The 21,006-nt window shown below is 44.7% G+C and carries 19 protein-coding genes; 12 read left to right on the top strand and 7 right to left on the bottom strand.

All coding sequences use genetic code 11. From position 1 onward, the window contains the following. Positions 1-22 precede the first annotated feature (22 nt). Entirely contained in the window at positions 23-982 is a 960-nt protein-coding gene (locus tag IX91_RS22190; RefSeq protein ID WP_004743879.1) for a nitrilase family protein, read from the bottom strand. 95 nt (positions 983-1,077) lie between these two features. On the opposite strand from IX91_RS22190, the gene IX91_RS22185 reads away from it, so the two are divergent. The 7 genes from IX91_RS22185 to IX91_RS22150 all read left to right on the top strand — a co-directional run bounded on the left by IX91_RS22185 (position 1,078) and on the right by IX91_RS22150 (position 8,237). Further along, positions 1,078-1,980 (top strand): LysR family transcriptional regulator, encoded by a 903-nt coding sequence (locus IX91_RS22185; RefSeq protein WP_004743878.1) that lies wholly within the window; start codon positions 1,078-1,080, stop codon positions 1,978-1,980. 185 nt (positions 1,981-2,165) lie between these two features. Next, positions 2,166-3,539 carry a YjiH family protein gene (locus IX91_RS22180; protein ID WP_004743877.1) on the top strand — a complete coding sequence of 458 codons (1,374 nt, stop codon included), beginning with the start codon at positions 2,166-2,168 and terminating at the stop codon, positions 3,537-3,539. A gap of 279 nt (positions 3,540-3,818) precedes the next feature. Further along, complete coding sequence (locus IX91_RS22175) at positions 3,819-4,532, top strand: hypothetical protein (RefSeq protein WP_004749148.1); 714 nt, start codon at positions 3,819-3,821, stop codon at positions 4,530-4,532. Between the two features lie 27 nt (positions 4,533-4,559). Continuing rightward, positions 4,560-5,033, top strand: coding sequence for a hypothetical protein (locus tag IX91_RS22170; protein WP_004745677.1), 474 nt, complete (start codon positions 4,560-4,562; stop codon positions 5,031-5,033). Positions 5,034-5,664: 631 nt separating this feature from the next. After that, on the top strand, positions 5,665-6,024 hold the full coding sequence (locus IX91_RS22160) for a hypothetical protein (RefSeq protein ID WP_004745678.1): 360 nt from the start codon (positions 5,665-5,667) through the stop codon (positions 6,022-6,024). 1 nt (position 6,025) lies between these two features. Then, positions 6,026-6,265, top strand: a complete 240-nt coding sequence (locus tag IX91_RS22155; protein WP_004745679.1) for a hypothetical protein — start codon at positions 6,026-6,028, stop codon at positions 6,263-6,265. Positions 6,266-6,575: 310 nt separating this feature from the next. Further along, positions 6,576-8,237 (top strand): SgrR family transcriptional regulator, encoded by a 1,662-nt coding sequence (locus IX91_RS22150; protein WP_004745680.1) that lies wholly within the window; start codon positions 6,576-6,578, stop codon positions 8,235-8,237. A 39-nt stretch (positions 8,238-8,276) separates the two neighbouring features. Here IX91_RS22150 and IX91_RS22145 read toward each other — a convergent pair whose 3' ends face one another. Next, the gene (locus tag IX91_RS22145; RefSeq protein ID WP_004745681.1) at positions 8,277-9,668 is read right to left on the bottom strand and encodes an aminotransferase-like domain-containing protein; all 1,392 of its coding nucleotides are present in this window, start codon (positions 9,666-9,668) and stop codon (positions 8,277-8,279) included. 97 nt (positions 9,669-9,765) lie between these two features. On the opposite strand from IX91_RS22145, the gene IX91_RS22140 reads away from it, so the two are divergent. After that, on the top strand, positions 9,766-10,653 hold the full coding sequence (locus IX91_RS22140) for an EamA family transporter (protein WP_004745682.1): 888 nt from the start codon (positions 9,766-9,768) through the stop codon (positions 10,651-10,653). 51 nt (positions 10,654-10,704) lie between these two features. On the opposite strand, the gene IX91_RS22135 is transcribed toward IX91_RS22140, so the two are convergent. The 5 genes from IX91_RS22135 to IX91_RS22115 form a co-directional block, all read right to left on the bottom strand. Continuing rightward, the gene (locus IX91_RS22135) at positions 10,705-11,736 is read right to left on the bottom strand and encodes a hybrid-cluster NAD(P)-dependent oxidoreductase (protein WP_004745683.1); all 1,032 of its coding nucleotides are present in this window, start codon (positions 11,734-11,736) and stop codon (positions 10,705-10,707) included. A gap of 56 nt (positions 11,737-11,792) precedes the next feature. Next, a complete protein-coding gene (gene hcp, locus IX91_RS22130) occupies positions 11,793-13,454 on the bottom strand; it encodes a hydroxylamine reductase (RefSeq protein ID WP_004745684.1) in 1,662 nt (553 codons plus the stop codon). 381 nt (positions 13,455-13,835) lie between these two features. After that, positions 13,836-15,125, bottom strand: coding sequence for a phosphatase PAP2 family protein (locus tag IX91_RS22125; protein WP_004745685.1), 1,290 nt, complete (start codon positions 15,123-15,125; stop codon positions 13,836-13,838). A 592-nt stretch (positions 15,126-15,717) separates the two neighbouring features. After that, complete coding sequence (gene norR, locus IX91_RS22120) at positions 15,718-17,247, bottom strand: nitric oxide reductase transcriptional regulator NorR (protein ID WP_004745687.1); 1,530 nt, start codon at positions 17,245-17,247, stop codon at positions 15,718-15,720. Between the two features lie 115 nt (positions 17,248-17,362). Then, a complete protein-coding gene (locus IX91_RS22115) occupies positions 17,363-18,304 on the bottom strand; it encodes a helix-turn-helix domain-containing protein (protein WP_004745688.1) in 942 nt (313 codons plus the stop codon). 133 nt (positions 18,305-18,437) lie between these two features. Here IX91_RS22115 and IX91_RS22110 point away from each other — a divergent pair, with 133 nt between their 5' ends. From IX91_RS22110 to IX91_RS22095, 4 genes are all read left to right on the top strand, one after another. Continuing rightward, positions 18,438-18,851 (top strand): rhodanese-like domain-containing protein, encoded by a 414-nt coding sequence (locus IX91_RS22110; RefSeq protein ID WP_004745689.1) that lies wholly within the window; start codon positions 18,438-18,440, stop codon positions 18,849-18,851. After that, entirely contained in the window at positions 18,842-19,447 is a 606-nt protein-coding gene (locus IX91_RS22105) for a glutathione S-transferase N-terminal domain-containing protein (RefSeq protein WP_004745690.1), read from the top strand. The genes IX91_RS22110 and IX91_RS22105 overlap by 10 nt, the downstream gene beginning before the upstream one ends. Before the next feature lie 128 nt (positions 19,448-19,575). Continuing rightward, complete coding sequence (locus IX91_RS22100) at positions 19,576-19,755, top strand: hypothetical protein (RefSeq protein ID WP_004745691.1); 180 nt, start codon at positions 19,576-19,578, stop codon at positions 19,753-19,755. Positions 19,756-19,764: 9 nt separating this feature from the next. After that, positions 19,765-20,976: an MFS transporter gene (locus IX91_RS22095; RefSeq protein ID WP_004745692.1), complete on the top strand. Its 1,212-nt coding sequence runs from the start codon at positions 19,765-19,767 to the stop codon at positions 20,974-20,976. Positions 20,977-21,006: the final 30 nt, after the last annotated feature.

The following is a 21,006-nucleotide window of genomic DNA, read 5'->3' as shown; positions in this document are numbered from 1 at the left end:
TCTAAGGTCAGATAGTGGTGAACTATTTTTCGTTAAACCGGGCATGATAAGGGTCAAGCTCATAGCCTTGTCGCTGGGCAAGCTCACGATACAGTTCTGGTCTACGCCCCCTTATCCAACGCCTACCGGTACACATATCAAGCTCGTTGGGATCAAGGTCGGCAATGATCATCGCGTTGTCTATTGCGTCAGTTTCAACCATGGTCTCACCGTAAGGGTTTAAGATCATCGCATTGCCTGTTCTCACTTCATCCATATCAACGCCAACACCATTGCTAAATATCAGAAACAGCCCATTGTCGTGCGCTCGGGAAGGCAGCCAACGCATTAGCCAAGCGCGCCCTTTTCGCCCTTGCATTTCAGTTCGAATGGCTTCCGGGTCTTTATGTCGGTTAAGCCAAAGTTGCGGTTCGATCCTTCCCATCGCGTTCGGGCTACGCGAATGGCAACCTCCTGTCTGGTGAGGGGCAAGCAGAACGTCTGCGCCCTTAAGTGCTGTCATCCTTACGTTCTCAACTAAGTTGTTATCCCAACAAATCAATATGCCCACTCGCCAACCTTGCGGGGTTTCGACCACGGTGTATTGGTCGCCGCTGCTCATATGCGGGCTGACAAAGGTATGCAGTTTTCTGTGCTTGGTGATGTTGCCGTTCGGCATCGCTAGGATAAAGGTATTGTAGAGACAGCCTTGCTCATCAATTTCAATCAATCCAACGCCAATGTTGATCCCCGTTTGCTTGGAAAGTGACAAAATCTGCTGGCTAGAACTGCCTGCCGGAATCGGTTCGGCAAGTTGAACGATTTGCTCTTTGTTCAATTTAGAAACATGCCAGTAGCCTGAGATACACATTTCTGGGAAGCAGATAAGCTCAACCCCTTGCGTTTGAGCGCTTTTTACATAGTGCTCAATCACAGCAAGGTTGTACGCTTTATCCCCAGGGTGATGATTAAATTGAACGGATGCGACACGTAACTTTTCCACGGAGATTCCTTACTTGATAAAAACTGGTTGTGAGTTTAAGAAAATTATTTCATTCCATATAATGAAATAAATTCTCTATTCAATAAGGGTTTGGAATGGAAGTTGAGTTACTTAAAGCGTTCTGTATTTTGGCTGAGAGCCAAAACTATCGGTTGGCATCGGAGAGACTGTTTCTCACGCAACCTGCCATTACCAAGAAAATTCAACGTTTAGAAACCAAAGTGGGTGCTCCACTATTTGAGCGTGGTCGCCATGGGGCGCGTTTGACCGCTGCAGGTCAGTCGCTGTTACCCGAGGCTCAGCGCCTACTGCGTCAATTTGAGCAGTTCGGCACCCTGTCTCAGCGTGTATCATCTGGGTTGTACGGAAGTTTGAAAATCGGCTTTGGAGTTTCGACCTACCACGAGGCGCCTCGTTTTGTGGCCGCATTCAAGCAGCGCTACCCTGACGTCAATATTGTGCTGAATGACATTCCTTCCCAAACCCAACTAGACCAACTGCAAAGTGGCGAGCTTGATGTAAGCTTCAATCGCATTCCGAGCGATAGTCAGTTTCAAACTTTACCTCTGTTTGATGATCAATTGGTGGTCGCCATTCATCGAGATGAAGACATTGACGAGCAATTGCTTTGGCATTCGTTAGCTCGGCATAACTATTTAAAATTGGCGACTAATCGAGGCCCAGGACTCAGCCGACAAATAGAGGGCTATCTCGCAGCCAATCAACTGGAGTTATCCATTGTCCAAGAAGCGGATGATATCTTAACGTTACTCGCATTAGTCTCTGCTCGACTGGGATTTACTATCGTTCCTCAAAGCGCTCAAGCGATAAGCAATCCACATGTGCGTTTTATTCCATTGAAGGGGAGCTATGCCCAGTGGCCAATTGGTTTGGTGTGGTTACCGCACTCGCCCAACGCACCGCTAGATAATTTTGTTGAGTTAGTGACAGAGCTAAACTCGCGAGGAGGGACACCAGATACTCTCAGTAAATCGTGAAGTATTCTCTAGTGTTATGTTTTGTTGTTTAGTTATTGTTATAGATGTTAAGTTTGACTTTTTATTTATTAATGGTGAATAAAATTGCAATTTTAGCTTGTGTTGGATTTTTTAGGATATATAATCGCTCATATTGAAGATTTATTCACTTTAAGTGAAATTGTAGTCATCTAGGGAGTAGTCAGATGAGCGATACACTTCTCGTTGAAGAGAACCACAAAACTAACCGGAATCTGCTGATGTTTGCGATTCCATCATTGCTAGGATTATTCTTTTTCCTTGCTCCGCTAACCTACGACGGTAACTTTACCTTCCCACTGGCTTTAATGGCTAAAGGGGTTAAAGCGCTGCTAGGGGATGCTATTTTACCGACGGTCACTGGCGTGATCTGTTTTTCAGCTTTTGCATCACTTGCTGCAAGTCTTTTAAAGCCAACTTTTGTTACGCAATCTTATCTGCTTACAAGACTTTTCATTCTGACTCCAACTTGGCTAGTGATTCGTTCGTTAGGTGCGTTATTCACGCTACTGGCGTTGCATCAAATCGGGCCAGAGATCATCTGGAACGGTAATACGGGTGGTCTAGTTTTAAATGACTTGCTTCCATCGCTATTGGTGACTTTCTTCCTTGCGGGATTATTGCTTCCGCTACTGCTTAATTTTGGTTTGCTTGAGCTGTTGGGTACGTTACTGAGTAAGTTTATGCGCCCTGTTTTCCGTCTACCGGGTAGAGCGGCGATTGACTGTATGTCTTCATGGTTAGGCGATGGTACGGTCGGTGTTATCTTAACTAGCAAGCAGTATGAAGATAAAAAATACACAGCGCGTGAAGCAGCGGTCGTTGCAACTATGTTCTCACCTGTGGGTATTTCATTCTCGCTAGTGGTACTGACTCAAGTTGGATTAGCAAACTACTTTGTACCGTTTTACTTTGCGATCTGTTTGTCTGGCGTTGCGGCGGCGATGGTAATTCAGTTCCTGCCACCACTATCTTACAAAAAAGATCTCTACATTGATGGTAGTGCACCGAACCGAGATGATGAACTGGTTCCAGCAGGTAAATCGACTCTAGGCTTTGGTATGGAGCTAGCACTGAAGCGTGCCGACAAAGTAAAAAGCTTAGGCTCAGTGGCTAAAGAAGGTGTGCATAACGCGCTAGATATGGTGTTTGGTGTTCTTCCTGTTGTTATGGCGATTGGTACACTAGGCCTAGTGGTTGCAGAAGCGACGCCATTGTTCTCGATGCTGGGTGCTCCGTTTGTACCTCTACTAGAGCTACTTAATGTGCCAGAAGCAGCGGCGGCGGCGGAAACTATGCTGGTGGGCTTCACTGATATGTATGTTCCTTCAATCATTGCGGCGTCATCTGTGAATGCGGATTTAACCAAGTTTGTTGTTGCAGCGCTGTCTGTTACTCAGCTGATTTTCATGTCAGAAACAGGTTCGGTGATCTTAAGCAGTAAGGTGCCAATTAACTTCCTAGAATTGGTGGCAATTTTCCTACTACGTACGTTAGTGACGCTTCCGATTATTGTTCTAGTGGCACACGCGATCTTCTAATCGAACTGAACTGTTCAGCCCTAAAAGCCCGACAAATAGCTGTTTGTCGGGCTTTTTCTTTTTCACAAGCTTACAGAATCCTCTTTTCACCTATCCCCTTTCTCCTATTCTACACCTTGTTTTTAGACAATGAATGTATTGCTAATAATATGATTATATTGGAGTTTTCTAACTTTTATCGATTCTAAAATAGCTCGGCCGTTACTGATAACAATCGTTTTAATTTGAGGCTAAGGTATATGTCATATCAAGGTAAACCTCGCAGTAAGGAAGAATTAGATGTCGATTAGTGGTGTTAACCCCGCAATTACAAATGCGGTTAGCAATAACTTACAGTTTGATAAAGTAAACACGGGTGAAGAACAGAAATTCCACCTTAACTTAGGTATGGGTAAAGATTACACCATCACCGTGGATGGGAGTGGGCAGGTTTCTGCAACTCGGGATTTAGGGCATTTATCAAAGGCAGGACGAATTAAGAACGCTGTCGTTGATTTTTTCAGCAGAGCTGCCAACAAGAATGAGAGTGCATTTACGACTAGAGCCACTCAGATAAAAACAGAAGTGCAAAAACAGTTAACAGAGGCCATCCCTGTACAAAATTTAGTGAAAGCAGCGTTTAGCCAGACAGCCGGTGATTTTAAGAATGATGCCCAGTTTTTAAAGCCTGGCACAGATCCTTCGACAGCCACATTCGACGATGTCACTGATGCCAACAAGGCTCGTTTAGGCCTAGAGAATATGGATAGCGGCGCACTAGAGTTCATTAACCAAAACTTCTCTAGCTTTATCGTTGGTAAAGATGCCATTTTTAGTCGTCTGACCGATGAGTATTTACAGCAAGCCCCAGCTTTAGCTGGTGACCAGAAAAAACTGGTTGAGCTAAGAAATCACTGTGAAGACCTCAGTCATAGAGTGAATGCGGAATTTAACGCTCAGTTCATAGCGCCGTATGAGCAACAAAAGGACCAAAATTTACAGCTCGGGATGTAAATAGTGAGCTAACAGGAGTAATTACCTTTGGATATATATAAAAAGATACTTGCTGACTTGGCCGTTGAGCAGCTGAGTTTTGATGAGAACCAAGTCTGTTGTTTTGAAGTTCATTCAGCAGCAGGTCCCGAGGGCCCCCCTTATGTTGTCAATATAGTCGGCAATACTGTATTACAGGAGTTAGCCTTCTCTGTAACGACAACAGTGACTATTCCAAGTCAGATACCTAAACAGCTTTTCTCGTTGTTTGCGGAGTACGCTATGGGACCTCTTCGCGGCGAACCCGGTATCGGTGTTTTTTCAGGTACTGAACAGGCATCTGTTTTCACTACGGTCAGGTTAGTTGATTATCGCTCTGGCTTGATTCAGGAAACGCTGACAGATTTGCTTGAGAAAGCGCATGAATGGGATGAGCTCCTATCAGCGGACGAAGATCCAGTTCAAGAACAGGAAACAACGCCTGTTACTCACTCTTTCAGCTCAAGTAACATCAGAGTCTAAGTTACTGTTTTATCTATGCTCTATTTCTAAAAATCAGACTGATGTTGATAAACCGATCCACTTTGCCGGAAAACAAGGTGGATCCCCTCATATGGCTTACTTCTAATACTACTAGTCACCATTTTCCTAACTAGACTAGCCTTCCACTGTCGCTTAACTGTCACGTTAGATGTTTGAATCGCGATTGTACGTCCTGGTTCGACCTGTTGTCTCATTCTCGGGCGGTCTCTTCACGTATTAGGTATTTTCCTTCATTAAGTTGTTGATTTTAAATAACTGTTGTTAACTAAAAATATTTTTAACGTGACAGCGATCACTAAAACATGCAGTTTTATGCCCTATTTGTTTCATGGTTTATTTTTCTGATAGCCGTACTATTAATTTGTTTTCGCAATCATTGATCTCCCCATTTTATTGAGAAAAGGGATCATCGTGAAACTTCTACATTGCGTGTTGATTTTAGGAAAACTGCTATTGCTAGTTTAGAGATTTAGTGAAGGCCGATTAATAAAAACAATCTATCAGGATGATGTACAAGTTCGTTCTAAAGATAGAGTTTAAAATGAAATATAACGTCAGGCTGGAATTAACCATGTATAGAAGATCGGTTTAGTTTTAGTTAGGAGAAAGTATGTTTCAGGAAGTTACAGAACTACTGGATGAAATTGGTTATGCATTTGATCGTCATGAGTTAAAAATGTGTATGATTCGCGCACAAAAGAAAAAGGTTCTAAAAGCATTGATAGAAGATAGCCGAAAAAGAAACTTTGATTTGTCGTCTAATGTAAATAAATCCATTTTAGCTTCTATTGCAAGTACTCCAGACGTATCGGAGAAGAGTGCGCTTGCAGAGCTTGAACAGTATGTATCTAGAGCGTCAGATGAAGACTGGAGCTTCAGAGAAAAGTTATTGGCGAACGCTATGCGTCATACGGAAGAGTTTCGAATGCTACTTATATTAAACGGTGATGCTGTAGTGAGGTTTATGTAGCATGGAGACTCGTGTACAAGAGGCAATTCGTTGTGCTCAGTTGTTAGAGATTGATGTGAATGACAAAAATGTACGTGGTTGTATGGTTGCTGCGATTATGTGTGAACAGGTACATGAGTCGAATTTAGGCACATTGTTGAACCTTGCTTATACCAGTCAGTCTATTGTTTTTCTGCATGCGTTAAAACAAACTGAGGAATTCAAATTTATTTATTCCCTACTATCTAACCATTTAGATTAGATAGCTATCTGGCAACCAAGGAAGGTTGCAAATATTAATAATCTCATACTTGAGATTATTAAATTTGATAGCCAAGAAGTGGTAGTGATGTTTTAGTTTGTTTGTGATGTTGAACATGATGATTATTTAAATTTGTGTCTAAATAAAACAAATTTACGGCTCTTATATAAAAATGATGGACTTCTCGTGTGTGAAAATAACAACAGTGGATGAATAACTTTATGCCGAGAAATAGACTATTTTCAAGGCACCTATCGAGCTCTAGGTACCTTTAATTTTAGCTAATGGGGCATCAATACTAAATAAGAATATGAAAGACTTACGCTTGCGTAGATTGTCGCAGTTACTCAACAATTTCAGCTATGGCCGTGGCTATGAAGTATCTATTGATGATCTCGAAGAAATTTTTTCTACCAGTAGGCGGAATACTTCGACCATTATCAAAATGCTTCAACAGTGTGGTTGGATACTTTGGACTCCAGCCGTTGGTAGAGGGAAAAATAGCAAAATTACTATTGTTGCATCTCTATATCAGGCCTTATATGAGTGTATACAAGCCGACCTCACTGAAGGAAACCTAGATCAAATACCAAAGTATCTAGAAGCTCATCGCTCTCTCGCTTCAAGAATATTACATCTATTGATGCATGAAACTGAAAAAGCTCACAAAGCCAGCAGCACGTTGACTGTTACTCAATATCCTCCAGTTAATAAACTAGATCCTGCGATGACTTATGTATCAGCAGAAATGCAGGTTATCAGCGCTATGTATGATACGTTGCTGCGAATTGATGAGAATGGTCATATTCACAATCATATTGCTTATGAATACTCAGTGACGAATCAGGGTAAACGTTATTGCTTTTGGATAAATCCTCATGTCCTATGCCACGATGGCTTGCCACTTACCAAATTAGATATCATCGAGAGTCTAGACAGACTTTTCACATTAGAGGGGCCTTATAAGTGGCTCTTTAAGCAAGTTGCTAGAGTTGGCTTCGATCGCGAGCAAAATGCTATCTTTATCGATCTTTTTGATCCTAATCCTCTCTTTGTTTTTGCGTTAACTACTCCAAATGCCTCAATTGCGACAAAAAGGTATCAGGTTTTGGGTCAGCATCGTGTCCGTGTAGGTACCGGACCGCTTCATTTAACTCATTGGGATGACAAGAAACTGGTATTGGTTAGAAACTCCCAATACTTTGCCACGGGAGCTCTTCTCAGCACGATAAATCTTTGCCATGAAGGGAAGTCGTTGGACAGTTTCCTAAGCTTTGAAGCAGAAAACCACGAAAGCGAAAAGCATCCAATTCAAGCATTTTCGACTTTAGCAATTAGGCTAAGGGACTCAGGGTCAATCACCAAAGATGGACTAGCAGCACTGCTTACTTTTATTCAACAACAGCGACTAATCTACTCGGAACAGCAAGGTATTGATATTATAAGTCATTTCGGTTTGTTGAATCATGAATACTCTGAATATCCGGTGTTGTCGGGAGAGATTGTCATTGGCCATAGTCAATGGAGACTCAAATACAAACGCCACTTAATTAACTGGCTAACTGAAACAATAGAGAAAACGGGATTAAAAGTGAGATGTCTTCCGATCTCTGACTTAGATGCGATCGATGAGTATCGAGATAAGATTGATCTGCTTTTGTGTGAAGAGCTGTTGGAGCAGCCAAGTCGTTATGGCTTGTATGATTGGCTTTTAACTACCACTTCCTTGAGGTTTGCTCTCAACCAAGAACAATTTGAAGAACATAGAGTTAATGTACAAAAAGTCGTTGCCAATTTGAGCGACGAGCAAGAACTACTCGATCTCATTAACACCAAAGTACATCATCACCATTTGCTGCCCTTATTTTGGGGGCAAAAGGTTGTGACTAAAACGAAGCAAGTTTCAGGTTTACAATTGAAGAAGAATGGGTACTTGGATCTACATCGGCTTTGGAATAACCATACTTTATAAATCCTGATGTTCCTTGTAAGAAAGAGTTAAGTCTCACCGTTAATATGTGGAATTGTGTTTTCGGATCAGCTTAATCAAGGTGTCTAACTCGTTTTTTACAGCTCCCTGTAATGGATAGCCCATATTGATTCGAATGCACTCTCTATACAGGTCGAGCGTGGTAAATAGGTGACCAAGCCGAACATCGAGTTGATACTGTTGGACACTTTGCGCAAGGGCATTTTGGTCCAAGTTGGGTATTTGAAGCCACAGCACCATACCGCCTTGTGGGTGACTGATTTTTACGTCACCCGGTAAATGCTGAGTTAGGTATTCAAGGTATTGCTGCCGCAAACTAAGTAATTGGGTGCGCCTTCTCTTTACATGCTTGGCGTACTGACCTGATTCGATAAAATCCGCCACAGCGAGTTGGGTTGGCAGGGCAACGCCATAACTTGCCGATGCAAATTGAGTTTTGTACGTATCTAGGTATCTTCCCGGAAGGCACCAGCCTAAACGGTAACTGGGTGAAAGGCTTTTTGAGACAGAGCCACACCATAAGACATAACCCTCCTTGTCATAATATTTAGCCGGTAAGGGTGTATGGGAAGAGTAGGAGAGCTCCATATAGACATCGTCTTCGATCACCGGGATACGGTAATCATTGGCGAGCTGGGCTAGCTTTTGCTTCTGGTTGGCCGACATATTGATGCCTTGTGGATTCATATGCGAGGTACAAAATATCGCTGCATCGACACGTCTGTGTTTGAGGTGCGCTTCAAGTTGTTCAAGGTCGATACCATCATTCAAAGAAGGGATCTCAATGATCTTGCGCGACATCTTGCCTAGCAGTTCTAAAATACCATTAAAGCATGGAGAGCTGATCGCTATGGTGTCGCCTTGTTTGGTACAGGATTCCAATGCTGCTTTGATCGAAGACATACACCCTGCCGTGACGACGATCTGATCAGGATTGAAGTGTAAGTCGAGCTTAGCAAAGTGGGTGGATAAAGCACAGCGTAGTAAAGGCTCACCTTGAATATCGGGATAGTGATTGAGCCTGTCTCCCATCCGTTTCAGTGCGCGGCGAAAGCTGCGTTCCAGCTCAATCACAGACTGTTCATCCGCCGTGGTGCTCGACACGCCCAATGGACCACTTTTCACACTGTGGGTTGGTGAACTTCTGATGACGTGAGAGACCTTACTTTCAAATTGAGCCCAATCTGGCGTCGAGTGCACTGGCTTGCGAGGTGAAACAAAGTAACCCGCTTGTGGCCTAGAGTGAATCCAACCCTGCGATTCGAGCTCTTGATAGCAGCTAACCACTGTAGACATGCTGACGGATTGCTGTTTGGCTAGCTGCCTAAGCGAAGGCAGTTTACCCCCTTCGACTCTTTTGCCGCTTTCTATCTCTTCAATAAATTGATTCGCTAGCTGTTGGTAGATACTCATTCTGTCCCTGAACTGTACTGGTTTTTATTTGAAAAATTGTATCTGTATATGATTTGTCGCTCAAGGGATACTGTGGCAAAACATAAGAGGGACGAATATGAAAAGAAATGACTTATTGCTTGCTGTGCTTGTCATGGCTATATGGGGATTTAACTTCTCGATGATCAAAATGGGGGTAACCAATGTTCACCCCTTATTGGCAACAGCAGCACGTTTTGCACTCGCGGTGATTCCTGCGATCTTCTTTATTGCTAGGCCAAATGTCGCGTGGCGTTACCTAGTTGGCTACGGCATTGTGTTTGGGGTCGGCGTGTGGGGAATGGCCTCTTGGTCTATCACTGCAGGACTTTCGTCTGGAATGTCTTCCGTTCTACTGTCAACCAATGTACTTATCGGCATGGCGGTCGGGATTTGGATTTTTAAAGAGCAGGCACCGCTGCGCAAAATTGTTGGGGCGGCATTAGCGATGTGTGCCTTAGCGGTACTGGTTTCAGCGACGACCGGAAATGTCACCTTGAAGGGGGTAGCATTGATTATGATCGCGGCATGTTCTTGGACCTTGATGGGAGTCATTGTTAAAGCGTCGAAGACGACACAAGCTTTTGCGTTCAATGTGTGGGGAATGTTGTTTTCGCCGCTGCCTCTTGTTCTATTTGCCGTATCTCTGCATGGCGAAGGGATCATCTGGCAGGCGTTTGAACAGTGGGATTGGAACACGACGATGGCCGTGGTGTTTCAGGCGTATCCTACCACTCTGTTTGGTTACTGGGTGTGGAATCTGATGCTGATTAAGTACCCGTTAAGTACCACTGCGCCACTGACGTTACTTGTTCCAGTGTTTGCTTTAGTGAGTGGATACTTTATGTATGATGAGGTGCTGTCTATGGCACAGATCATTGCCTCTGGACTGTTTTTGGTTGGGATTGGATTAATCGTTAAGCCTGCATCATTAAAAAAAGCCCGATTAAAGCGTTTGGTAAGTTAGTACGATAGAAAGGATTCCGAGTAAGTAAAGACTTACTCGGAATGTGTACAACTACATCAATTCGACTTCAACGTCGCTCTGAATCTGGCTAGAGCAAGCGAGCGTATAACCTTCCGCTAAGTCTTTTTCAGTCAGAGTCTCGGTGCTAGTACGAGACACTTCTCCTTTAGTCACCTTGCATTTGCAAGAACCACACATACCGCTGCGACAAGCGATGATGATGGGTACACCATTGTCCTCTAGGACATCGGCAAGTGTCGCACCTTGCTCAACTTCAGCAGTGACACCAAAAGCAGGCACTTCAAATTGAACCACACCGCCAGCAGGTGACTCTTGATGAGTTTCGATTGGAGTGAAGCTTTCCTGATGAAACGCTTGAGGCTCGACTCCAAGTGCGAGTGAGTGAGACTCCATATCCTGCATAAACTGAGTTGGCCCGCATAGATAAACGGTGCGCTGTGCGATGTCAGGACATAGGGTTTGTAGCCATGCCTTATCTAAGCGACCTTGCGGATGACGTGTCCCGGAGTTGTCTTTTAGCAGCAACTTAAAGTGGAAGTGGCTGTGACTGCTGTCCATTGACTCTAGTTCATCAAAATAGATGGTTTGCTGAGCGCTTTTAGCCATATGAATAAACACTATGTCGATATCTTTGTCATCAGCTAACCAAGTCTTTGTCATCGACATTACAGGGGTAATACCGCAACCCGCGCTAAGCATAACGACTTTCTCTTTTGGCGCGCAATCGACACTGTTAAACGGACCTGTAGGCGCAAGGGCTAACACAGTATCACCCGGTGCGAAGGTATCGACAATGTGGTTTGAGATTAACCCTCCCTCAACGCGCTTGATAGTCAGTTTTAACAGAGGTTCGTTAGGCACAGAGCTAATCGAATAGGCTCTATATTCAACTTTACCCTCCATCTCAAAACCGAGTGAGACAAACTGTCCGGGCTTAAATTCGAAAGCGATATCTTCATCGCCTATAGGGGCCAGCGTTATGCTCACGGTATCATGGGTTTCTTGCCACTTCTCTACGCAGCGTAAAGTTGTTGGCAGGTTGTTTTGCCATTCACTTGTCATAGTTTTCTCTTAAAAAAGTGCCTAGCTCAAATTAGAGCTAGGCAAATTGGCGAGGATTAAGCAGCTAAGATGGTTTTTAGATCGTCTTCGACATTACCGATACTGCGCATATCGAATTTCTCTTGAATGATTGCCAGTAGATTGTCAGTCAAGAAAGCAGGCGCTGTTGGACCTGTATAGATACCTTTCACACCTAAAGCGAATAGGGTAAGTAAGATAACAATCGCTTTTTGTTCAAACCAAGATAGAACGAGGGTTAGAGGAAGCTCATTGATATCACAGTCGAACTCTTTAGATAGCGCTAGTGCAAGTTGGATTGCTGAGTAAGCATCATTACATTGACCAACATCGAGTAGGCGTGGGATACCGTTGATGTCACCAAACTGATTCTTGTTGAAGCGGAATTTACCACAAGCTAGAGTCAGGATAACGCTGTCTTCAGGTGCTGCCGCAGTGAAGTCTGTGTAGTAACTACGCTCAGATTTATCGCCATCACAACCACCCACTAAGAAGAAGTGCTTGATGTTGCCTTCCTTAACTTGTTCAACCACCGCCGGTGCCGCTTCCATCAGCGCATTACGACCGAAGCCAACCGTGATCATCTGTTCGATTTCATCATGTTGGAAGCCGTCTTGAGCTAGAGCGCACTCGATCACTTGGCTGAAATCATCACCTTCGATATGTGCAACACCCGGCCAGCCAACAATGCTACGAGTAAATAGGCGATCGGCGTATTGGCCAACATTTGGATTCAACAAACAGTTCGATGTCATGACAATTGCACCAGGGAAGTTGGCAAACTCTTTTTGCTGGTTTTGCCATGCGCTGCCGTAGTTACCCACTAAATGAGGATACTTGTTTAGCTCTGGGTAGCCGTGTGCTGGCAGCATTTCACCATTGGTGTAGACATTAATGCCTTTGCCTTCAGTTTGTTGCAGGATCTTTTCTAGATCATGTAGGTCATGACCAGACACTAGAATCGCTTTGCCTTTTACTGTCTTAACGTTAACGGCAGTAGGAGTAGGGTGACCGAACGTAGCCGTTTCACCCGCATCTAGCATCTCCATTACCTTATAGTTCATTAGGCCGATCTGCATCGAACATTCTAACAGAGCGTTTAAGTCTTCTGGGTCGGTGCCAAGCCATGCCATGATTTGGTGGTACTCGGCATAAATATCTGTGTTGGTTTGCTCTAGTACGCGTGCGTGCTCCATGTAGGCTGCTGCACCTTTTAGGCCATATAAGCAAAGTAGGCGCAGACCAATTACATCTTCACTCAGATGTTGGTAGCCGCGGTTAACTGCCACAAGAGGAGCATGAGCCAAAATCTCTTCCGCACTTGCCGGAAGCTCAAAGTGAGCGACAGATGGTGTTTCATCCAGTTCGATATCACCTAATTTAGCTGCCGCGAGAGTTTGCTCTTTTAAGCGAGCTTTGTATTGCGCAGCCAATGAAGCAAGCTCAAGAATGCGCTCTGGATCGAAGTTAACATTGGTCAGCGTAGAAAAGAAAGCTTTTGGTGCCCACTGGTCGATTTCAGTATCGATGATATCGAATTTGCGCGCTTGCTCAGCCCAGTAAGAAACGCCTTGTAGGGTGTAGACTAATACGTCTTGTAAATCAGAAACTTCAGAAGTTTTGCCACACATACCTTGTGCAAATGAGCACCCCTTTACAGTAGGGGTTTGAATAGTCTGTTCACATTGAATACAGAACATTGGGCGTCTCCAGTCGTGATAATTGTTAGCGGAATCGTCCGCCGATTTTTTTGAGACTGATAGAGCAGGTTGTGTGCCAATATTTAAGGTATTGTTATTTAAGGATTTTACGTTGATTGTGAGACTGTGGTGATGTTGATTTTACATCGCAAGTGATGTGTAAATGACATCGGAAAGCGGAGTTGAGTAAAATAGTGTGTAATCTGTCATTACTCTTTGAGGTCATACTTTAAGCCAAAAGGAGAAAATGGCGTCACTTCAAACAAGAAAACAGGTGAGGATTCACAGGCTTAGTGGATGCTTTAAAGGGTGATGTGATTTTTACAACGAAGACTATTGGGCAGTAAAAAGGCTCACCGAAATTGATGAGCCTACAACGGGTTAAAAACGGTTAGTCACAGACAGTAAGACTGACTCAGAGCGATATCTTGTTTGGTACATTTCCCAATTGTTGTTGGTATAAGCGTATTTCAACGCGACCGTCCAGTCTGGATTGACCTTATAGTTAACGCCAGTTTCAGAGGCAAACACTCGATCTCTATCGAAGATTTGGTAATCCATACGGCCCATGACTGACCACTTATCATTGAATGCGTATTCCATTTCTGCTGATACGGATGGAAGGACTGGCGTAGAGCTCAATTTGGAGTGCTTACCACCATCGATGAGATCGGTTTCGATATCAAGCAAGTAGGCATATAAACCTGCACCAGCAGTAAGAGAGACAGCATCACTGACTTGGTACTGTTTCTGGTACAGGGCACCTGCGCTCCACTGACGCAAAGCGATAAAGATATCTTCTCCTTGCGCATAGGTGTTGTTGTCGATTTCAAAGCCACCGCTTACTTTGCCCGTACGGCGAGTTTCATTAGGTGCTAGTTGGAACTCAATCGCGCTGTCATCGTTCAGTTGGTAGGCATAGATTGCGCGTGAGAATGGTTGGTATTCATCGACTGGTGCCGAGTTTTCAATCGTTTGGTTCGCGCCTAGATCACCCATGCTATCGTATAAGTTGAAACCGATGTCTAACGTAAATGAATGTACTTTTTTCTTGGCGTAAACAGGGTTTGTACGCTTTCTATCTGAGTCATACTCGAAGGCATCATTGGTTAAGCTGACGTTGACCATCATGCCATCTTTCATCGGCGCTGCACTTAGGTTCACCCCTTCAGGCGTGTACTCTGAGACAAAAAACTGATTGGTTAAAAAGGCGATACCGGCACCGGCGACCACATCATCTGCATAGTGACGGTTACCGTGGACGCGACTTGCGCCAACAAAACTCGCGGCCGCGTACGCAGGAAGGCCCCACTTAGCACCATAGCGGCTTTGTAGAAATGCTGCACCAGAAAAAGCAGCAGCAGTATGCCCTGAAGGAAAGGACGCTGAATTTGAAGAATTAGGTCTAATACGACCGACGGCATATTTTCCTGCTTGTACGATACCGATAGTCGTCGCAAGCGAGTAGGTTAACTGTTTTGCACCCTCAGCATCATCATGTAGCCATGCGGCAAAAAGCCCTGTTAGAGGTAGCGCGACTTGAATATAGTCACCAGCAACAACGATATCGTCATCGGTGTTGCTGGTAATCGCGTTAGTGGTAGGGTTTGCAAATGCAGTTCCTTGAGCAAGAACAGTGGTTATCGCCGCTGACAAAAAAAGTTTTTTCATAGAGTTGTACCATCAACGTTGGTCTTTGTTGTTATAGAGATAAAGCGAGAAATGGCACGACAGAAGCGTTCCCGATAGTGCGTGAAATGCTCCCTACCTTTACATTCACCGTGTCTATCATAACCGTAACTCATTGGTTAGGCGCATTAAATTCGATTAACTTGTGACCAGTTTCTATTTTGAGAAACGGTGCTCGGTAACCAAGTTCAAAATGTATTGCGCCAATATCTTTGCATTCTGTAGCAAAAATTAACTTCATTTAAATCATTGGTCGAGATTATAATTGAACAATGATTTGATGTAAAACCTTTATTGTTAATTTGTGTTTGTCTGATTGTGATTTGAGCGGTGGTTATCTTCTTGTGGCTGTTTTTTTTGAGTTTCTAATCATAATGTTATTGGGATATCTAGGAGGGTTTCTTTGGGGCGATATGGACGAATAAATTTTAAGGTGGCCTTATTTTTATAGTGGAACTTTGGTTGTAATATGATTTATTGGTTATACGCGCTCATCGATGGTCTTCATGTTCACTACACTTAGAATTAGCTGTTTTTAGGCGGGATTCCCGCCTTCATTTTTTGATTCACTGTATTACACTTCTACCCCAAGCTTTTTACCCATTCTGTATAAATTGCCTCTATCCATTTGCAGAAACTCAGCGGCTTTAGCCCACGTGCCATTCGATTTCTCAAGTGCATGTAGGATCAGATCTTTTTGATAGCCTTCAACTAATCCACGCATAGCTTGACTCTGTTTGGGTAGATAATTGTTGTTTGTCGGCTTCTCTGTAGTCTCAATACCACCGTCAAAGTGAAGAGTTGTAATGATCTGTTGCTGATCTTGGATGGCGCGCAGGGCGGCTCTAGTAAGGGTGTGTTCAAGCTCTCGGACATTCCCCGGCCACGCTTGACGCTCAAGTAGGTTGAGGCTTTTAGGGTGCAAATGCAGGTTAGGGATGTTGAACTGGCTGCGGACTTTTTCTAGCAAGTATCCCGCGAGTACCGGGAGATCACCTTCGCGCTTTCTTAGCGGCGGCACTGAAATAGGGAAGACATTTAAACGGTGGTATAAATCGGCTCTGAACTGTCCATTTTCAACTTCTTGAGCTAGAGAGCGATTAGTGGCCGCAATAATACGTACATTAACCAACAAATGCTGGTCACTACCGACTCTTTGCAGCTCTCCTTGTTGAATCACACGCAGCAGTTTTGCCTGCAGCACAAGTGGCAACTCACCCAATTCGTCTAGGAAAATGGTGCCGCCATCGGCAAGTTCAAACTTACCTGCTCTGGAACTGTTTGCACCTGTGAATGCACCTTTAACATGACCAAACAACTCGCTTTCGGCGAGACCTTCAGGTAGCGCAGCGCAGTTTACGTAGATCATCGGCTTGTTGGCGCGGTGACTTTGAGCGTGCACACTGTGCGCAACGAGCTCTTTTCCCACCCCAGTTTCCCCTGTGATCAATACGGCGTAGTCAGACTGCGCGACCGTTGCTATATTGGTGCGTAGCTTTTCTATCTGCGGACTAACGCCAACCATTTCTCCTTGCTTGGAACGAGCTTGCTGAATCAAGGTTTCCGTGACGTGTTTTTGCTTTTTGTTTTGCGCTTTAAGGGCTTTCACTTGAGCAATATTGCGTAAGGTTGCGGCAGCAAGCGCAGCGAAGGTTTCGATTGTCACGGGGTCGATGCTATCAAATGCTCCCACTGTTAGAGAATCTAGCGTCAGCACTCCAACTAACTGCCCACCGACATACAAGCTACAGCCCATACAGTCATGGACATCAAGCTCCGCTTCTTCACTTAGCAGGATGCCACTAAATGGGTCGGGCAGTTCACAGTCGGCACCAAAACGTACGGGTTGTTTGCTCTCCATGATGGCTTGTAGACGAGGGTGAGTTTTAGGGAAGAATCGCCGTGCTAGGATGCTACTCGATATGCCTTTAACCGCGACAGGAGTAAGAAAGCCATCTTGATCGAGGATAAATAACGCGCTCGCATCGCAAGGAAACACCTGATCAATACCATCAATAAGATGCTGATATTGGGTTTCACTATTTTGGTTGGAACTTAAATTGAGCGCGATATCCAACAGGACTTTATTCAAGTTAGCTTTCATGATTTGGCGATCCCTTTTTGAAGAGTCGCCATGCTAACAAGGTGATGTGTTTTTCACATCGCCATTATGGGTATAAACGCCGTACGGTTGATGTGAGTCAAAAACGACAGCAGAGCTAGGCTAAATCCCCAAATTGCTTACGATATTGCTGCGGGGAGACGCCGACCAAACGCCGGAAGTGATGGCGTAAAGTCGTGGCACTCTCGAAGCCTGCCATACTGGCTAAGCGCTCTATCGAGTGAGACTCGATTTCGAGTAGACCTTTTGCGCGCTCAATACGTTGCTGAATTAGCCATTCTTTAGGAGACAAGTTGAAACTGGCGCGAAATTTTCGGTCAAATGTTCGACGTGACATACTGGCTTTTTCGGCAAGAAGATCAACGCTAATACTCCTGTCTAAATGGCTGTTGGCCCAGTCGAGTGCCGATGCAAAATTGTTGGGAACCTCTAGCATCGGAGTCTCAACAAACTGTGCTTGACCGCCAAGTCGATGGGCGGAAATCACCAATCTTTTTGCCACTTGATTGGCAAAGCTATAACCAAAATCATGACGAATAACGGCTAAGCCAAGGTCGAGTGCAGCGGCACTACCAGCAGAGCAACCGATATTGCCATCGAAAACGTAAAGGACATCAGATTGATAATTCACGTTTGGAAACTGAGAGCGAAAGCTTTGCTCGTACATCCAATGAGTAGTAGCCGTTTTGCCATCGAGTAGCCCTAGCTTAGCCAATAAAAATGCACCTGAACACAAAGTGAGCACTTGCTTACCTTGTTTGGAAAATTGACTAACTTCCGCTTCTATTTTCTCAGGAATCGCATAATCCCAAGTCGGCCATCCGGGAATTATCAGAGTGTCGTAATCTTCAAGGCTGTCGACCTTTTGCGCGCTAAGAGTGATGTTCCCTGTGGTATGGATGTCAGCGCTCTCTAACGTCACCACGTCGGTCTCATACCAAGACTCAAACTCTGGTCTAGGCAGGGCGAATAGTTCAATAGCACAAGACATTTCAAACAGCGCGGCATGGCTGTGGGCGAGTATCGCGACGCGTTTCATTTCTCTTCCTTGAAGACTAAGTTCATTTTTTGACTTTGGCTTATTATTAACGATATGTGGCTTTTAAGCCAATTTAACACACCGAGAATTGGTTGCACTATGTACACAAGCAATAACAAAACAAGGACAAGTTATGACCAGCGCAGTATCTCGTGTGAAAGCCGCAGCAAGTGAACAAGCTCTAGCGCACTTTGAACAACTACTCAGATTCGAAACCGATTGCTGGGATGTGCATCATGCTCTTAGCAATGGTCTGCAAGATTTCATTTTGGTTGACGTCAGAGGTGAAAGCTTGTTTGAACAAGGGCACATTGACGGTGCAATCAACATTCCCCACCCAAGACTCAATGAAAAGCGCTTAGCTGAGTTTCCGCTTGATACCTTATTTGTGGTGTATTGCGCCGGGCCACATTGTAATGGCACAGAGAAAGCGGCGATTCGTCTAGCAAAGCTCGGCCGACCAGTGAAAAAGATGATTGGTGGTATTACAGGTTGGTTAGATGAAGGATTTGAACTGATAACAGAGGAGGAAGCACAATGCAGCTAATCGTTGGAACGGGCTCAACATGGTCACTGCGTGTTTGGTTATGCGCAACAATGGCGAACTTAGAGTTGGATGCTCAAGTCATAGATCTCTCGAATCCAGAGTCAAAACAGCAGCTGGCTCAATTGTCGCCTTCTGCTTTGGTGCCTGTGTTAAGAGATGGCAACTTAGCAGTACATGATTCGTTGGCCATCGTTGAGTACCTCAATGAGCGATCTGGAGGGGCGCTGTACCCGCAAGATCAAAGCCAGAGGGCGATAGCGCGTTCGCTCTGTAATGAAATGCACTCAGGCTTTATTACCCTGCGTTCTCAATGCAGTTTCACCTTAGATTCTGTGCCGCCAGCAGATTTATCAAACCAAGCACTACGACTTGAGATTGAACGAGTTAACGCTATTTTCTCACAGGCCGAACTTCCCTTTATGTTTGCTCGACCAGGTGCTGTTGATGCGTTCTATGCCGTGCTTGCTTACCGCCTCAACAGTTATGGTATTCGCTTAGAAGGTAAGGCTGGGCGATATCAGACTAGTCTATTGGATTGGGCACTAATGCAATCCGGGATAGAGCAGATGAGACAGTGGGAAAGTAGTGCTGATTGAAGGTCGAGGCATAGTCACTAAGACTATGCATATTATGCATAAAATCTTTGTTTAAATGTCATTTGAGTCATTGCGCGAGGGGCTCTACACTTCGCGCTCTTTTTTAACCCATGCTGAGATAATGAATCATGTTTTCTCAATCACTTTTTGCTCAGCTAGTGCGAATGATAATGCTGTTAGCCCTGTCTTTGGTAGCGGTCCACAACTCTCCAAAGTTGTTGGAGCTACTGGCGCAGCAGGCGATCAATAGCGGTTGTCATCAGACAACAGGCGACGACCACGACCATTCTCACCACCATCATCATTAAGGCTTTGCGATGAGCATTTTCCGATTTCCACCAATAGTTTGGCTTGGGATAGCCATTCTGATTATCTGTCTAGGGATCAGGCAATCTTTCGGTATCTTTATGATGCCTATCTCGGACCATTTTCAGACAGGTCGAGAGTTTTTCAGTTTTGCTATTGCACTGCAAAACTTGTTGTTCGGCGTTTTCCAGCCATTTGTCGGCATGGCAGCGGATCGCTTTGGCGCGAAAAGAATCATCATCATGGGCGCGATCGCTTATGGCGCAGGTTTGTACTTAACGTCAATCGCTGTGGAGCCTAGCTTACTTTACCTCTCTTTAGGTGTGTTGGTTGGCTTAGGTCTGAGTGCGACAAGCTATGTGATTGTACTTGGCGCAGTGGCTAAAGTTGTGCCCGCGCAGCACGCAGCGAAAGCTTTTGGCCTAACAACAGCAGCCGGTTCGTTTGGTATGTTTGCGATGATCCCTGGCGCTCAAACTTTGCTCAGTGACTTTGGCTGGCAAGGTGCGCTTCAAGGCTTCGCCATCTTGTCTAGCTTAATGATTGCGTTTGCTCTATTCATGAAAAATGGTCGTGCAACAACAAATCAATCGTCAGCCAATCAGGAAGATGACAACCAAACGCTTAAGCAGGCGTTAAAGGAAGCTTTCGCACACAAAGGGTATTGGTTAATTCACCTTGGGTTCTTTGTGTGTGGTTTTCACGTGATGTTTATTGCGACGCACTTGCCAAGTTATCTGGCTGACAAGCATTTACCAGCTTCAACTGCCGCGATGGCTCTGGCTTATGTGGGTATCTTTAACATCTTTGGTTCCTATTTCTGGGGCGTAATGGGTGACAGATTCAACAAGCGTCATGTGATGTCCGCACTGTATTTAGTTAGAACCGTTGTGATTGGTGCCTTTGTAACTCTGCCTGTTACAGAGCACACTGCGGCAATCTTTGGTGGGGCGATCGGCTTTTGCTGGCTTGGCACCGTACCGCTGACATCTGGACTGGTTCGCCAAATATTCGGAGCCAAGTATCTGTCGACGCTATATGGTCTGGTGTTCTTTACCCACCAAGTCGGTAGTTTTCTAGGGGCTTGGGCAGGTGGACGAATCTACGATTACTACGGATCTTATGACCCAATTTGGCGGTCAACGGTGGTTCTCGCGTTTGCGGCTGCATTGATTCATCTACCAATCAATGATCAACCAGTTAGACGTTTGGCGACCGCGTAATTCTTTAATGGATTGATTCTTCAGCTCTTC

Source organism: Vibrio tubiashii ATCC 19109 (genome assembly GCF_000772105.1).
In the GTDB taxonomy this organism is placed as follows: Bacteria; Pseudomonadota; Gammaproteobacteria; order Enterobacterales; family Vibrionaceae; genus Vibrio; species Vibrio tubiashii.
Note: the sequence above shows the minus strand (reverse complement) of the source record. Positions and strands in the feature narration are given on the sequence as shown.